The sequence below is a fragment of the Spirosoma endophyticum genome (assembly GCF_900112365.1).
Taxonomy (GTDB): domain Bacteria; phylum Bacteroidota; class Bacteroidia; order Cytophagales; family Spirosomataceae; genus Spirosoma; species Spirosoma endophyticum.
In genome coordinates, this window is record NZ_FOLQ01000023.1 from 52,782 (window position 1) to 65,899 (window position 13,118).

General features: G+C 49.8%; 15 protein-coding genes. 11 read left to right on the plus strand and 4 right to left on the minus strand.

Annotation, left to right across the window (positions count from 1 at the left end; genetic code table 11):
- Window positions 1-208: 208 nt before the first annotated feature.
- Window positions 209-793 (minus strand): hypothetical protein, encoded by a 585-nt coding sequence (locus BM202_RS30720; protein WP_093833448.1) that lies wholly within the window; start codon window positions 791-793, stop codon window positions 209-211.
- Between the two features lie 170 nt (window positions 794-963).
- Between BM202_RS30720 and BM202_RS30725 the strand changes: the two genes are divergently transcribed.
- A complete protein-coding gene (locus tag BM202_RS30725) occupies window positions 964-2,109 on the plus strand; it encodes a DUF3800 domain-containing protein (RefSeq protein WP_093833450.1) in 1,146 nt (381 codons plus the stop codon).
- Window positions 2,110-2,876: 767 nt separating this feature from the next.
- Here BM202_RS30725 and BM202_RS30730 read toward each other — a convergent pair.
- A complete protein-coding gene (locus BM202_RS30730; protein WP_093833452.1) occupies window positions 2,877-3,200 on the minus strand; it encodes a hypothetical protein in 324 nt (107 codons plus the stop codon).
- Between the two features lie 420 nt (window positions 3,201-3,620).
- Here BM202_RS30730 and BM202_RS30735 point away from each other — a divergent pair, with 420 nt between their 5' ends.
- The 6 genes from BM202_RS30735 to BM202_RS30760 all read left to right on the plus strand — a co-directional run bounded on the left by BM202_RS30735 (window position 3,621) and on the right by BM202_RS30760 (window position 8,666).
- The gene (locus BM202_RS30735; RefSeq protein WP_093833454.1) at window positions 3,621-3,884 is read left to right on the plus strand and encodes a YtxH domain-containing protein; all 264 of its coding nucleotides are present in this window, start codon (window positions 3,621-3,623) and stop codon (window positions 3,882-3,884) included.
- Window positions 3,885-4,147: 263 nt separating this feature from the next.
- Window positions 4,148-5,188 carry a YrzE family protein gene (locus BM202_RS30740; RefSeq protein ID WP_093833456.1) on the plus strand — a complete coding sequence of 347 codons (1,041 nt, stop codon included), beginning with the start codon at window positions 4,148-4,150 and terminating at the stop codon, window positions 5,186-5,188.
- A 97-nt stretch (window positions 5,189-5,285) separates the two neighbouring features.
- Complete coding sequence (locus BM202_RS30745; RefSeq protein WP_093833458.1) at window positions 5,286-5,642, plus strand: hypothetical protein; 357 nt, start codon at window positions 5,286-5,288, stop codon at window positions 5,640-5,642.
- An 82-nt stretch (window positions 5,643-5,724) separates the two neighbouring features.
- Window positions 5,725-6,183, plus strand: a complete 459-nt coding sequence (locus tag BM202_RS30750) for a YsnF/AvaK domain-containing protein (RefSeq protein ID WP_093833460.1) — start codon at window positions 5,725-5,727, stop codon at window positions 6,181-6,183.
- A gap of 59 nt (window positions 6,184-6,242) precedes the next feature.
- Window positions 6,243-7,136: a YsnF/AvaK domain-containing protein gene (locus BM202_RS30755; RefSeq protein ID WP_093833463.1), complete on the plus strand. Its 894-nt coding sequence runs from the start codon at window positions 6,243-6,245 to the stop codon at window positions 7,134-7,136.
- Window positions 7,137-7,409: 273 nt separating this feature from the next.
- On the plus strand, window positions 7,410-8,666 hold the full coding sequence (locus BM202_RS30760; protein WP_093833465.1) for an OmpA family protein: 1,257 nt from the start codon (window positions 7,410-7,412) through the stop codon (window positions 8,664-8,666).
- A 138-nt stretch (window positions 8,667-8,804) separates the two neighbouring features.
- Here BM202_RS30760 and BM202_RS38845 read toward each other — a convergent pair whose 3' ends face one another.
- Both BM202_RS38845 and BM202_RS30765 read right to left on the minus strand, forming a co-directional pair.
- Window positions 8,805-8,936 carry a hypothetical protein gene (locus BM202_RS38845; RefSeq protein ID WP_262507735.1) on the minus strand — a complete coding sequence of 44 codons (132 nt, stop codon included), beginning with the start codon at window positions 8,934-8,936 and terminating at the stop codon, window positions 8,805-8,807.
- A 191-nt stretch (window positions 8,937-9,127) separates the two neighbouring features.
- Complete coding sequence (locus BM202_RS30765; protein ID WP_093833467.1) at window positions 9,128-9,517, minus strand: hypothetical protein; 390 nt, start codon at window positions 9,515-9,517, stop codon at window positions 9,128-9,130.
- Between the two features lie 188 nt (window positions 9,518-9,705).
- Here BM202_RS30765 and BM202_RS30770 point away from each other — a divergent pair, with 188 nt between their 5' ends.
- From BM202_RS30770 to BM202_RS30785, 4 genes are all read left to right on the plus strand, one after another.
- The gene (locus BM202_RS30770; RefSeq protein ID WP_093833469.1) at window positions 9,706-10,158 is read left to right on the plus strand and encodes a hypothetical protein; all 453 of its coding nucleotides are present in this window, start codon (window positions 9,706-9,708) and stop codon (window positions 10,156-10,158) included.
- Between the two features lie 888 nt (window positions 10,159-11,046).
- Window positions 11,047-11,835 carry a hypothetical protein gene (locus BM202_RS30775; RefSeq protein ID WP_093833471.1) on the plus strand — a complete coding sequence of 263 codons (789 nt, stop codon included), beginning with the start codon at window positions 11,047-11,049 and terminating at the stop codon, window positions 11,833-11,835.
- Between the two features lie 369 nt (window positions 11,836-12,204).
- Window positions 12,205-12,462: a hypothetical protein gene (locus BM202_RS30780; RefSeq protein ID WP_093833473.1), complete on the plus strand. Its 258-nt coding sequence runs from the start codon at window positions 12,205-12,207 to the stop codon at window positions 12,460-12,462.
- The gene (locus BM202_RS30785; protein WP_093833475.1) at window positions 12,459-13,085 is read left to right on the plus strand and encodes a hypothetical protein; all 627 of its coding nucleotides are present in this window, start codon (window positions 12,459-12,461) and stop codon (window positions 13,083-13,085) included. The genes BM202_RS30780 and BM202_RS30785 overlap by 4 nt, the downstream gene beginning before the upstream one ends.
- Window positions 13,086-13,118: the final 33 nt, after the last annotated feature.

Consider the following 13,118-nt stretch of genomic DNA (forward strand, 5'->3'; position numbering starts at 1 on the left):
TCAAGTGCTTAGGATACTGCAAGTGCCGCAGGAGGAGTAATAGTGGGCAAAAGTGGTCTCCAAACTACCCAAACTGATTGTCTTATAAAACCCTCCATTTTTGCCATACTGATTAGTCGAAGCGACGAATAATGCGCCCCGGCGCGATAACTAACGATGTGTACATGTACCGCGAAGGATGACAAATACACCTCAAGCAGATAAAACACTAGTTACGGAACAGATGATTCCACAACCTACGCCAGAATGAACGGGTACGGGTAGGGGGTGTTTCTGGCTCAGGGAAGACTCGGGCTGGCTTGTCAACTTGCTCGAAACCCATATACTCGTCTTGTAGCTCGACCTCATACCGATAAGGTAGGTCGAGCAGTCTAGCCCACTCATTGAGCCGACTAAAGACATCCATATAAAACGCAGCCATCGAAGATTCTGGTAAGCCAAAGCGGTGACCGTACTCTAATAGATTAACCGTCGGGCCTGTAAAATTGGTGATGCGGTACAGATTGTAACCACTATCCCCTACGTTGGGAAAGTAGGTAAACCAGTAGAGTATCATCGCTTCATCGTAACCGACCATCATGTAATGTACTTCGGTATCGGTAGCCATTTTTTTTATCACACTGGGATGGGGGTTGCTAGCGGGATTGAGCTGGTTAAGTCGGACTAATACATTCTCAATGACGGTGTCATCCGTTGTGTAGACCAAATCTTCATCGAAGGGGTAAGGCTGCCAGCGTACGGACTGCCAAACACGCCGGTATATACTGATTAACTGGTTAAGATCCTTATTCATGGTTGATGGTATCGAGAGCCAAGGATTGTCGCAAGGACTCTACTAAACGTTTGTCAACGTTTTTCTAATTGCCGCTAAATCCAACTTGCTAAAAAACTTGGTTGAATGGGTTGGAAAGGGGATAAAAACTAGCTGACTGATTAACTTGCCCGTATTTAGTCCGCTACCCCATGCATGACCATATCGCTTTTCTGGATGAATGGGGAAACAATGGCCTTGACTTTACTAAGCCAGGTGTTTCCACTCACTTTATCGTCACCGCCATAACCTTACGCAAAGAACAGTTGAGTGAGGCTGAAGCTCAATTAGAAGCCGTGCGTAAACGCTTCTTTCAAACCGGGTCTATTAAATCAGCCAAAGTAGGTAGCGACGATAAGCGTCGGATTTTGATCCTGAAACAGCTACTAGCCGTTCCCTTTCAACTACTTGCTCTTGTTGTCGATAAACGAGAGCTGCGTGGGGAGGGCTTTTATTACAAAGGTTCATTTTACAAGTTTCTGCATGGGCTAGCTGACCGAGAACTCTACCGGAGCTTCCCCAATCTGGAATTAGTGGCGGATCGACACGGCGATGAAAGTTTCATGCAAGGCTTTTCCCAATACATTTATAATCGGCACGTACCCACCCTGTTTAACCAGGCTAGTTTTCGCTTTGTCAACAGCCAAGCTAGTTTGCTCGTACAAGCGGCAGATTTCGTAGCGGGCACCCTGGCCCGGTGTTATGATGAAACGGTATTATCACCCGAACGAGCAAGCTTTGTACAATTGTTGAAACCTAAGCTACTAACCCTCAAATACTGGCCGGACGTATTTGCTCCCGTGGTGGCCCAGAGTGTGCCCGATCAAGCCAATTACAATCCTGGTTTAGCGGAACTATGTGTAGGTCTAGGACAAGACTTTTTGCATCGCAAACTAACCAGTCGTTCCCCTCAGGAAGTTGATCAGGTTACCTGCTTAAGCTATTTACTATTTCATTTCCGTCATGTTGACCCCACACAATACATTTCAAGCCGGGAATTAATAGCGCACATTGAGGAACGACGTGGCAGTTTACCTACGCTACATTATTTTCAGACGAGGGTGATTGCTCCGCTGCGGGATGCCGGTGTCATCATTGCCAGCAGCACCAAAGGCTACAAAATCCCATCCTGTGAAGGAGATCTTTATGATTTCGTGAATCATAGTAATACGATCATTCAGCCGTTGTTATCTCGGATCAGCAAATGCCGGGATCGAATCCGTCTAGCCACTAACGGATCGATTGACCTTTTAGAGAAGGAGGAGTATGCGAACCTAAAACAGTTGTTAGCCGACTAGCGCTGACCGGATTTGGCCATAATGGATAGGGGTTACAAAACAGGAACGACCGTTTATCATTTATAACAAACACCACTTTACCAGTATAGGTCTCTATTCCTCGTTCATGATTGGCGAAAGTCGACCAAAATATAGGTACGTACTTATTTTTGGTCTGCAGCATTAAAGGCATTAGATAACAGACGGTCCACCGAGCGGCTGGTTCATCCACTTGTAGAACAGCCTGCCCTTTAGCCTTTGCTTTCTGCTTTGGCGATCCGATCAAGTTTGGGTAGCGTTTGTTCTCTCCATTGTTGAACAGCTTGAGCCTCATGCTGGCGTGCTTTTCTTGGGCTCTAACCGCTTTCTTCACTGGTCGGCCTATTTGAGGAGAAGGGTCGTAACTGACCCGCGGTGGCGTACCACCCAAACAGCCGCTTGGGCGGTCCGATTTTTAATCATGTCATTTACTCGAGGCCGAGGCCAGACCGCCCATGAAAAATTAGATTGCTCAGCCCCCTTAACCAGTTCAGCCAGTAGTTGATCCAATTGTTATCGGTTAGACGGCGTTGGGTCAATGAGCGTTGGCCAGACTGAGTGGATCTGCCCATCCTGACTTTTCAAGGTTTGGCTAATCCAGCATTCAGTGAGTCCCAGCGCTTGAGCTATTTGGTACTGCTCCCTGCTTTGGTCTTTTACTCTGGTCCATCGCCGACGTAACCATTCGTGGTCAGAGGGTTTGTAGGCTGCCCTACTCAACGGTGGCTTCCTGAGTAGCCCTCCGACCCTTATTGATTACTGCTCAAATACGTTTTATTCCCATTCTTATTGATATAAAATTTCCCCCCTTTTTCACCCGTATGCACGACCTCCCCGTGCGGACCTTTCTGCGTCTTAACGACCGGGGCTTTATAATCAGTGGATGTCGCCTTTTGATCAGTTGCCACAGCGGGCATTGGTTTGAGGGCATTTTTCTCAGCTTTGGCCGCCCGTGCTTTGGCCATTCGGTCGTTGACCGACATTTTCTGAGTGGGAGGTGTCGATTGAGCCAGCCCGTCAATGGAGAGCCATAGACTCCATAAGATCATTAGTGAGTAACCGATCTGTTTCATGATGCATCCAAAGGTCAACGTTAAATTAATATGTAAGAACCTATCACTTCTTGCTCTACTTCAAAAGGACTAGAGCCGCGACCAAAACTACTAAACTCATGTTGATTCATCAAACCCGGCCGGTAGACCTCGTTAAAAACAGACCCTTTACTTGATTCTGATCAGATGCCCCGTTAGCTGGACTTGGTTATGGCCAACTGACGCGCTGTAAGCTGATCATCATACTTCCGTAAGTGTCTTATCTTCTGTAAATTATAGTACTTTTCCCGCCCCACGTTGGGGTATTTAAGCCCCAACGTGGGGCGGGAGATGATACGTCAGCTGAGGACCATAGATTGACCAGTGGCTGCATTACCTCTTTTTCCTTGACAGCATGATTTTGTCAGTTCGTACCGATATCGCTGTTTAAACCACACAAGTATGATCCGTTTCGTAACTGGCCTTGCTACAGGACTTGCCATCGCTTATCTGACTGCCCCTAATCCGGGCAAAGCAAGCCGTGATACATTAGTCGATTTTGCCAAGGACAAGGCGAAACGGTACAAGCAAATTAAAGAACAGTTGGCCGAAACCGTTGCCCAGGTAAACCACCCTACTAATGTGGTGAAATCTCAAACGGGTCTTTCCATCCAAAGCCTGTTTACTAACAAACAAGCTGCCAGTCGAACAACTCTCGTTCGCTAAATGCTTCATTTTAGACCGACCAACCGGTCAGTGCGTTGGTGAGAGCTGCTAAACCAGGTACCGACAGCCGACGAAAAACAAGTACACGTTCTGATTGACTCAATACAGTGAAAAAAGTCCCTAAACAAGATATAACTAGGGGTTTGTAGAGTTTGACCCGTGAATTAACAGCGGGCAAAGTAATCCAGTAACTAGTTGTATTCAGGGCTGAAATTGGAGAGTCCCGATGGCCTTATTAATATGAATCAAACAAATTAACTAACATGGAAAAAGAAATCGTATATAACCAGCGGCCCCGTACAGGTGGCCTTGATTCACTCAAACGCATCTCTTGGAGTGCGGTCTTTGCCGGGGTGCTAGTTGCCATTGTTACCCAGATGCTGTTGACCCTGCTGGGGCTGGGCATCGGTTTAGGAACGATTGATCCACTCCAGGAGCACAACCCAGCGGCAGGTCTTGGCATCGGGAGTGCTATCTGGTATATCATCAGTAGTTTGCTGTCGCTGTTCATGGGCGGCTGGATCGCTGGCCGGCTTGCCAGCGCCCCCCGTTTGTTTGACGGCATTATTCACGGGGTACTGACCTGGTGTTTGGTGACCCTACTGACCATCTATTTCTTAACCACAACGGTAGGCAGTATCATTGGCGGAGCCGGAAAATTGGTTGGTGGGCTGGTGAGCACGGCCGGATCGGCGGTAGCCTCAGCCGCACCAAGCATTGGCAATGCGGTACAGGGCCAGTTAAAGGCGAATGGCATTGATACCGATAACCTGGACCTTAATGATCTGAAAGGGCAGGTGGACCAAATCCTGCGGCAGACGGGCGATCCCAAGTTAAATCCCAACGCTTTAGCGCGCAAAGCCGACAACGCCCTCGATCAGGCGGGCAATACGGCCGAACGGGCCGCTTCAAATCCCCAGGCCGCTGATGAGATGGCCAGTGGCCTCTTCAGCCGACTCTTCAAGCAGGGGCAGGCCACCGTTAATGCAGTCGATCGGGAAGACGCCGTTAATGTGGTGATGAAGCAGACGGGTAAGAGCCGGGCTGAGGCTCAGCAGACGGTCGATGGCTGGATCAAAACGTATCAGCAGGCTAGCGTCAAAGTTGAGCAGGCCAAAAAAGAGGCCGAAATCAAGGCCCGTCAGGTAGCGGACGATACCGCTTCGGCTGCTTCCAATGCCGCTATCTTTGGCTTTATCGGCTTACTGATTGGGGTGATCGCCTCGGGCTACGGAGCCAAAACGGGAACCGACTCGACCGATGACGATAACCAATACGATCGCCCTGTCGGGCCCGTACGGTAGTAGCCTTAGACGGATTACGGCCAGAAAGAGTCGGGGCGTGCCCCGGCTTTCCGCCAACTCACCTTTGTGTACTCGATCACCAAACCGTTTAGAACCAATGCTTAGTTTAGCCGATACAACCGATTTACTGGATCAGACAACCACTTACTTGATGGGAACGTCGGGACCCCTGACGCCCCAACAAGGTATTGATTTAATGGAATCGTGGCTGTCGCCTCTTCAGGCAGCCGATAATACCAAACCCCTGGCAGATGAACTGTCTGCTCTCCTGATGCTGCTGCAAGCCAGACCACTACCCGAAGAAGCGGTGCGAGAGGCACTGAATCCACTAGCTGATCAACTCTCCCGGCTAGCCACCGAGATGGGCGGAGAAGGCGAAATGCCCGCGCTACTGGAAGGCTTGTCCACGGCGCTACGGCAGGCCGGTAGCAGCTCGAAGGCGGATACGCTGTAGTCTATTGTGTCGACTAAGCTGACCCCGTCTCATCTTTTCAGGTTGCTAAAGTATATTCCTACCCGTTTATTTTTCAAACCCGATGAATGCTACTCCCGAATCCAGTGCAGTAAACGCCGGTCCAGTATTCGTGCCCATCGAGTCCTCATCGACCGAACGGGTGACTATTCCCCGGATCGAAGAACAACTCCAGGTGGGCAAACAGACGCTCGAAACAGGGCGGGTAAGGCTCACCAAAACGGTGCACGAAACTAGGGAGGCTGTAGCTATTCCCCTACTCCGGGAGGCCTACACCGTTGAGCGGTTAGCTCTCCACGAATACGTAGACGAAGTGCCCGTTACCCGCCAGGAGGGCGAAACGACCATTTACTCCGTTGTCAACGAAGTCCTGGTGGTCCAAAAACGACTGTTGCTTGTCAAAGAAATTCGGGTGACCAAACAACAAATTCGGCACGAAGAAACGCAAACGGTTCAGCTACGCCGGGAAGAAATCACCGTTGAGCGGACTGCCGCTATCCCAACCCCAGAACGTCCGGCCTAGAGATTGGGCCTTCGTTATAGATCAATTTAATCAGTTTAAACCGAGTAAAATCCCAAAACATGGCACACACAGTAATCGGCATTTTTGATAATGCCTCCGAAGCCCAACAAGCGGTCGATCAATTGGTTAACCAAGGCTTCAGCCGCAGCAACATTGACCTCTCAACCGGTACGAACCCGACGGCCACGGGCTCAGACGAGCTAATCCCGGATCGGCACGTTAATAGCTCGGGCACCCGGACGGAAGAGATCATCGATGACACCAAAGACGTGGGCAGCGGCATCGGCGGTTTCTTTAGTTCGCTGTTTGGCAGTGACGACGAGGAGGAGACCAAGAAGTATTCCACTGTGGGGAACCGCGGCTCAATTGTAACTGTGCACGCGGATACCGATGCGCTGGCTGAACAGGCCGCCGACATCCTGGATGAAGCCGGCGCGGTGGACGTCAACGAACGGGCCGCTGAGTACGGCTATGTCAGTACATCACCGACGGCCCTGATCGATACCACAACCCCCGTTACGGAAACGGGTAGCGATCAAAGCATCAAGGTGATCGAAGAAAATCTGGAAGTGGGCAAGCGTATCATCGAAACGGGTGGTGTTCGACTGCGCAGCCGCATTGTAGCGAAGCCCGTCGAAGAAAGCATCCGGCTGCGGGAAGAGCGGGTCACCGTAAGCCGTACGCCGGTGAACCGGGCCGCCACGGCAGCGGATCTTAAGGCTTTCCAGGAAGGCGAGATAAGCTTGACCGAACACGCTGAGGTGCCTGTGGTGTCTAAAACAGCGAATGTGGTGGAAGAAATTTCGGTCGGTAAAGCCGTCACCGAACGCGAGGAGGTTATCCGGGATACGGTCCGTAAAACGGAAGTCGATGTGGAAAATCTGGGAACGACGGACCAACCCATTCGCCCCGCCGGAACGGATACCGATGGGGTCACATACTCGACCAAATAAACCAGTGTGATTGAGCGGACTGGGGGTGATTGGTTGTCAGTCACTCCCAGTCCGCTAACTGGACTGTCACTTTAGGCCTTCCCAAAAACCCATACTGACTGTTCCTTCAGCCACTTAGGCTAGCGAGACAGTTGATTTGTCCTGTCCAGCCTGACTGGATACCGACTGCCTTTTGCAACCCTACCCTTTTGAGCACCTTATGGTTTACCCGTCTCGCCTGAATTACCGGGGGAGCCGGATAGCCCGCTAAAAAATCGATTACTTTTCTCATCTATGGCAACTCTCTTACTTGACCACCTGCGGTCCGTCTTTACAACGCAAGCGGTGGATGAACTGGCCCGCGCAACCGGCGAACAGGCGACCCTAACCCAAAAAGCCCTGGACGGCCTACTGCCTGCTTTGACGACTGGCGTCATCAACCAGGCTCAGACGCGTGAAGGAGCCGCCACGCTCTATCGGTTGTTGACCAGCACGCCCTTTGCGACCGATCCCAGTGTGGGACAACTGGTCGATGCGGATAGCCACCGCCAGCAGGCCGTCAAATCGGGTACGGCCCTGTTGGGCCAGTTATTTCCGGACCGGCCGGATCGATTAGCCAGCTCAACCGCCGAGTACAGTGGGGTTAGTTTGGGATCAGCCACAACCCTGACGGGCCTGGCGATGTCGATTCTGATGGGTTTTCTACATCAGCAACTCATTACTCACAAACTAACCGAGGCTCAGCTGGCCGCGCAGCTGCGGAGTGAAACCGATCCCGTCCGATCGGCGATACCGGCCGCCCTGGCGGGTATGCTGGGTTGGTTGATCGGCCCGCCTGCCCCTCGTCCGGTGAACCCAGCCTTTCCCCCTTCGGGGATTACCCAAGCCCATCGGGAGGAGGATAATGAGCAGGCCGCTGGCTTTCCCTGGCTGCGGTGGCTGCTGATTGGGGCCGGGTTATTATTGCTACTCTTTTTGTTGATGCGCAGCTGCAAGGGCGACAAAACCGAAACGACTACGGAAAGCCAACCCCGTCAGGAGTCTACCACGAGCGTAGCGAGTGATACGCTGGCCAGCGATCTGGACGGCAATGCACCGGACGTGCGGGTGGCCGTTGATCTGCCAGGGGGGCGTAAATTAAGCCTGGTTAAAAAATCATTTACCTACTCGCTGGCGCAGTTTTTAGCCACCAAGGGTGGCCAGGTGCCCAAGGTATTTACGTTCGACAACCTAACGTTCGAGACGGACTCCGCCCGAATTACGGCCCAGGCCCGTCCTAACGTGGATGATCTGATTCAAATTATGAAGGCCTACCCGAGTCTGCATATCCGCATCGAAGGCAACACCGATAGCACCGGGGACGACGCGATCAACGATCCCTTGTCGGGCGACCGAGCGGATGCCGTTAGGCAGGCGCTCCTGGCGGGCGGCATTGAGGCTAGTCGGGTGACCACCCGGGAACGGGGGGACAGCAAGCCTTTAGCTAGCAACCAAACGGCGGCGGGTCGCCAGAAGAATCGTCGCATCGATGTAGTGATTACTAAACTCTAGCGGATCAGACTACCATTACCCTTTGCCAAACAGGTAGCTGTCCGTTTGGCAAAGGGTAATGGTGGTTGGTTTCACATTCTCTGTACGCCGGGTCAAACCACGAAAGAGCTAGTCGTGCTATTGCTATTCTGGCCACAACTAGGTAGCCGTCAGTACACAACCAGTGTTCGGCTCGTAAAGCCCTTTACACCCAACTAAGGGGGCTTGCTTGAAGCGCGTGAGGGCAAGATGGTGGCCACGCGGCACCACTTTAGTGCGAATCGATTTCATGTGAATACCTTGGGTATTACCTAACCATTGTATACCACGCTATTTAGTAAGATAGATTATAGACTACGCCGAAATGGGTAGCTGCCAATGGGAACGATCTGGCTCATCTACTGGCTTAATCAGACCATCCTGTTACAAAAAAACGCCCGGTTATTAGGTAGGTAAGATGAACGGACGTGAGTAGCTCGAGGTTATTTTATTCTGGGTGCTCGATGAGCCCGGAACCAGGCATTACTTTGGGTAGTAAATAAGAGCCACAGGGCAATCAGTGAAAAGAGCGTCGAGATCAAATCGATCACCGTCGCTCCGGGATGCAGCCTGTAGGCCGTCGAAAACGAGAGTAGTGAGCTAAGTAGACCTAAACCGATCACACCCGCCAGAACAAATCTGGCCCAATTGACTCCCCGGTGAACCAGACGCAGGAGTCCATAAACCAGTACCGTTCCCAGCAGCACCCCCACCACGCTGCCCACCGAATAACTACCCGAAAAAGCATACCCCAGTCCTTCGATGCCAACACAAAACACTACCAGGCGTAGGGCATTCAACAGATCGGTCGGACGGCGCTCGAGGGCAGGCATAGTGTTGCACGGTGGAGTAATCCGTGGTAAGGATAACCAGCAATGACCGTTTAAGTTACGTTTTTTTGCTTAACCCGTAGACTAATCCCATCTACTAAAAAAAGCGTACAGAGCTGTACCAAAGCGTTCAGACTGCCGTGCTTCCTGAGTAGCTACTCCCATACCGTTATTAACCACCCACCAATGCCATGAAACTTAACGAACGAATTGCCCACCAGATAGCAGGAACGACCCTTAGCCCCGTATTGGTTAAAGGTTTTTTTCAAACAGCCCCCCATTATCATCAGTGGGGCTTGGCTCACCAGATCGATCAAGGCTCACTGGCGCAACTCAACGCCACCGACCTGTTTGAATTTTACCTGCGGTTTTACCTGACAAGTCGCCACAAGACCCTGCAAGCCGTTTTGCGGGAAGTCCGTGTCTTTGTTAAGAACGATGCGAATGCGGCTCATCATTTAATTGTCTATTCCCTGGAAGATACCCGCCAGCACTTACTCACTCTGGAATGGTATGAATTACTGCCCCGCCTAGAGGGGGCCAGGGAGCAGATTTTGGCGTTGATTCCGGACGTAGCTGATCAGGTACGCCCCCGGGTCGTTGGTTATTTAGAAACGTCTTATCGACCAATAAACAGAACATAGGACCGGAGTACTGGTGTAAACCCAAAAAAAGTCATTCATGAGTAAGTCCCCTAGACTACTACGAGCCGTTTTAATCATCGGAACCATTATTGTATTGATTTTACTGGTTAGTTCGCTACTTAAGTACGAGTCATTGGCGGCTTTCATTTTACGGGGAATTGACCAGCTTAAGGCCAGAAAATAGGGCGTAACCGGGTGGCCATTCGTCCGACTAGTGGTTTGGAATGAATCAACACGCTGGTCGGACTTCCACCGAATTAATTTATCATTTACTGTATCGCTAACAAACGTATCATATGTCTCATCGTCAAGACAAGAATCGCTTAATCGCCCTGGCTCTACTCCTTCTTGGACTGCTGGCCTTGGGCGTCTACTGGTGGTCGTAGCCGATCCTTTGGTGAAAGTGGACTTGTTAGATTCACTAGCTATCAAGTTAGGCATGATCTACCGTGGCGTACCCTCTGTCTGGTGGTATAAGTCTCTATGAAGACAAGCTAGTAGTCCACCCGCGGGAGAGGCTCTGATGACTTTAGAAAATGGCGGTAAGTCAATCCGTTGCTAAAGCCTCACGAAACGTTACCGTTCCAAGCCTATCCGTTTACTCAGTCTCTGTTGATGAGTACGCAAACGTTTATTCAGTGGCCGGACTGCCATTTATATAGTTCCTTATCTTAACTGTCCGTTTAACATACGTGACAACGCTTTACTAGTTAATTACGCCCCATCCTATCTCCGCCAATATTTGTACCAGTAGCAAAAGAAGTCCCCTTATTACTAAGGTAGACCAGCCTGTAGTTTGACTTAATAGGCCTAATGCTAACTTAGTAGCACTTCATGAAAAGAATAGCCTCGAAAAGGGGTTAGCCGTTTAACCTCATCCTCGTGTGTATGAACAAGACGCTCTACTTACTAGCTCTCTGGCTGTTGACCACTTCTTGCGCTAGTCTGCGCCAGCGAGACGATACCACCCAACTCAACCAAGTCTTTCAGATTCCCCGCCAGCAGGAACTCTATGCCTATGCTAAAAAAGGAGGGGTCAAAACCAAAACGCTCCTTCATCCGGCTAAAGCGGCCCTCTACCAGAAGCATGACACCCTTTACGTGGAGTTTCTCGCCGAGACACTACGCCCCACCGACGCGGATCCCAAATCCCTCGATCAATCCGATTCGCTGGCCATTTTTTTTCTACACTACAACCCCACCCTGAAGAAGATTGAAGAAAAAAGCCCCTGGTTTCGGTATCAAACGACAGGTCTCGACGTAGATCTGTTCACCCTGCCCTTCAAGTACCGGTTTAAAACGGCCGATCAACCCGGCCAATTAGAAGATAAACTAAACGTGGGTATTCACATCGGGGGACGCTACGATTTAGGTCGGTATCGCACCGTCTATTTTCGTCGGAACCATCGATCTGAGATATCGACTTTCAGCCTAGGACTGGGCGGTTTTTTCTGTGTAGGTCCGGCCAAAGTAGACCCCTTTAGTACCTTAGGACGACTACAGGATGAATACTATGGGTTGGGCCTCAATTACGGGTTGGCCACGACCCTAAGTATAGGCAACTTCTCGGCCGGCTTGGCGCTAGGTCTTGAACAACTAGCCGACCGGAACCGAAATCTGTGGATTTACCAACATAAACCCTGGTTAGGCGTGACGTTCGGCATAAATCTAAATTAGTAAAAGCCTATGGATGACTGGCTCCGCGTTTGTAAACTCCTAACAAACAAAAAGCTATTCTCTAATCAGAGTTGATTTGGGTCAAGTTATAATGAGTTCCGGGAGAAGCTCCTGTTCGCTAGCCTTAAACGAGCGTTCAACATTTTAACAAGCTTGTCAAGCCTTTCTAATCCGAACTTGTATCGCAGTCTTTTAGTCTTTAGTCACTAACTTGCTAAAATATGTTTACAAACCGAGATAAATCCTGAAAGTACCTAATTCGCTTCTTCAGTAAGCCTCAGTAAGCAGCGTGTATACTTTTACAGATTTTGGTCAGTTGTTGGAACTGTCAACTCCATGATTTATCTTTAATTATAAAGCACAGCTTAAATGAGCACACCCAGGAAAACTCGGTCTGATAAAAAGGTAGGAAGTATAGAAAAAGAACTAGGCGTTAAACTGTATGGCGCTGACGGACGAAAAGTTCGTAAAGATAAAACGTTGGGTGAAGTTCGTAAAATCCAGCAAGCTGACTTAACAGACGATCAAAAAATTGCCTCGAAGCGACAAATAAAAATTCATCCAAAAACGAAAACTGCGGATCTCAATAAAGTACGTCAGGCCGTCAAAAAGGTTAGTGGCAAATGAAGGAGCCAGCAGCCTATAACGATAACGTTTTTATTAACTGCCCCTTCGATTCAACTTACAAACCGCTATTTTGGGCAACTATTTTCACGATTCAAGACTGTGATTTCACGGCTAGATGTGCCCAAGAAGAAGACAACGCTGGGGATGTACGAATCACGAAAATTATTAAAATTATTGATGAATGTAGATACGGCATCCATGATATATCCAAAGCAGATCTAGATCAGAACTCTCTACTTGCCCGTTTTAACATGCCGTTGGAGTTGGGCATTTTTATTGGAGCTCATCATTTTGCTCCTTCTAAAAGCTACAACAAAAACAAGCGTTCAATGGTCATGGATATTGAGCCTTATCGGTATCAGAAGTTCATTTCTGATCTAAGCGGTCAAGATATAAAGGCCCATGGATCAGAGGTTAGTCGTGTTGTACAAAACATTCGGGACTTTTTAGCTACGAGTTCCCGTCGTAAGTTGCCGGGATCGGCTTACTTGACTCAACGGTATGAAACCTTCCAAGCTAAATTACCTGAAATATGCGCACAACTAACTTGGACGGTAGAAGACCTAACCTTTATCGACTATGTGAACTGCGTTACGGCTTGGATTGAAGACAATAAGGTATAGCGTCTGGATGCCACCGAGGATACTTCTTTTCAG

What these genes read in the sequence shown, in the direction of transcription:
- BM202_RS30760 (WP_093833465.1), top strand. Translation starts at nt 7,410, where the DNA reads ATGGCAACTCTCTTACTTGACCACCTGCGGTCCGTCTTTACAACGCAA.
- BM202_RS30730 (WP_093833452.1), bottom strand. Translation starts at nt 3,200, where the DNA reads ATGAAACAGATCGGTTACTCACTAATGATCTTATGGAGTCTATGGCTC.
- BM202_RS38845 (WP_262507735.1), bottom strand. Translation starts at nt 8,936, where the DNA reads ATGAAATCGATTCGCACTAAAGTGGTGCCGCGTGGCCACCATCTTGCC.
- BM202_RS30770 (WP_093833469.1), top strand. Translation starts at nt 9,706, where the DNA reads ATGAAACTTAACGAACGAATTGCCCACCAGATAGCAGGAACGACCCTT.
- BM202_RS30740 (WP_093833456.1), top strand. Translation starts at nt 4,148, where the DNA reads ATGGAAAAAGAAATCGTATATAACCAGCGGCCCCGTACAGGTGGCCTT.
- BM202_RS30785 (WP_093833475.1), top strand. Translation starts at nt 12,459, where the DNA reads ATGAAGGAGCCAGCAGCCTATAACGATAACGTTTTTATTAACTGCCCC.
- BM202_RS30735 (WP_093833454.1), top strand. Translation starts at nt 3,621, where the DNA reads ATGATCCGTTTCGTAACTGGCCTTGCTACAGGACTTGCCATCGCTTAT.
- BM202_RS30720 (WP_093833448.1), bottom strand. Translation starts at nt 793, where the DNA reads ATGAATAAGGATCTTAACCAGTTAATCAGTATATACCGGCGTGTTTGG.
- BM202_RS30750 (WP_093833460.1), top strand. Translation starts at nt 5,725, where the DNA reads ATGAATGCTACTCCCGAATCCAGTGCAGTAAACGCCGGTCCAGTATTC.
- BM202_RS30765 (WP_093833467.1), bottom strand. Translation starts at nt 9,517, where the DNA reads ATGCCTGCCCTCGAGCGCCGTCCGACCGATCTGTTGAATGCCCTACGC.
- BM202_RS30745 (WP_093833458.1), top strand. Translation starts at nt 5,286, where the DNA reads ATGCTTAGTTTAGCCGATACAACCGATTTACTGGATCAGACAACCACT.
- BM202_RS30775 (WP_093833471.1), top strand. Translation starts at nt 11,047, where the DNA reads ATGAACAAGACGCTCTACTTACTAGCTCTCTGGCTGTTGACCACTTCT.
- BM202_RS30755 (WP_093833463.1), top strand. Translation starts at nt 6,243, where the DNA reads ATGGCACACACAGTAATCGGCATTTTTGATAATGCCTCCGAAGCCCAA.
- BM202_RS30725 (WP_093833450.1), top strand. Translation starts at nt 964, where the DNA reads ATGCATGACCATATCGCTTTTCTGGATGAATGGGGAAACAATGGCCTT.
- BM202_RS30780 (WP_093833473.1), top strand. Translation starts at nt 12,205, where the DNA reads ATGAGCACACCCAGGAAAACTCGGTCTGATAAAAAGGTAGGAAGTATA.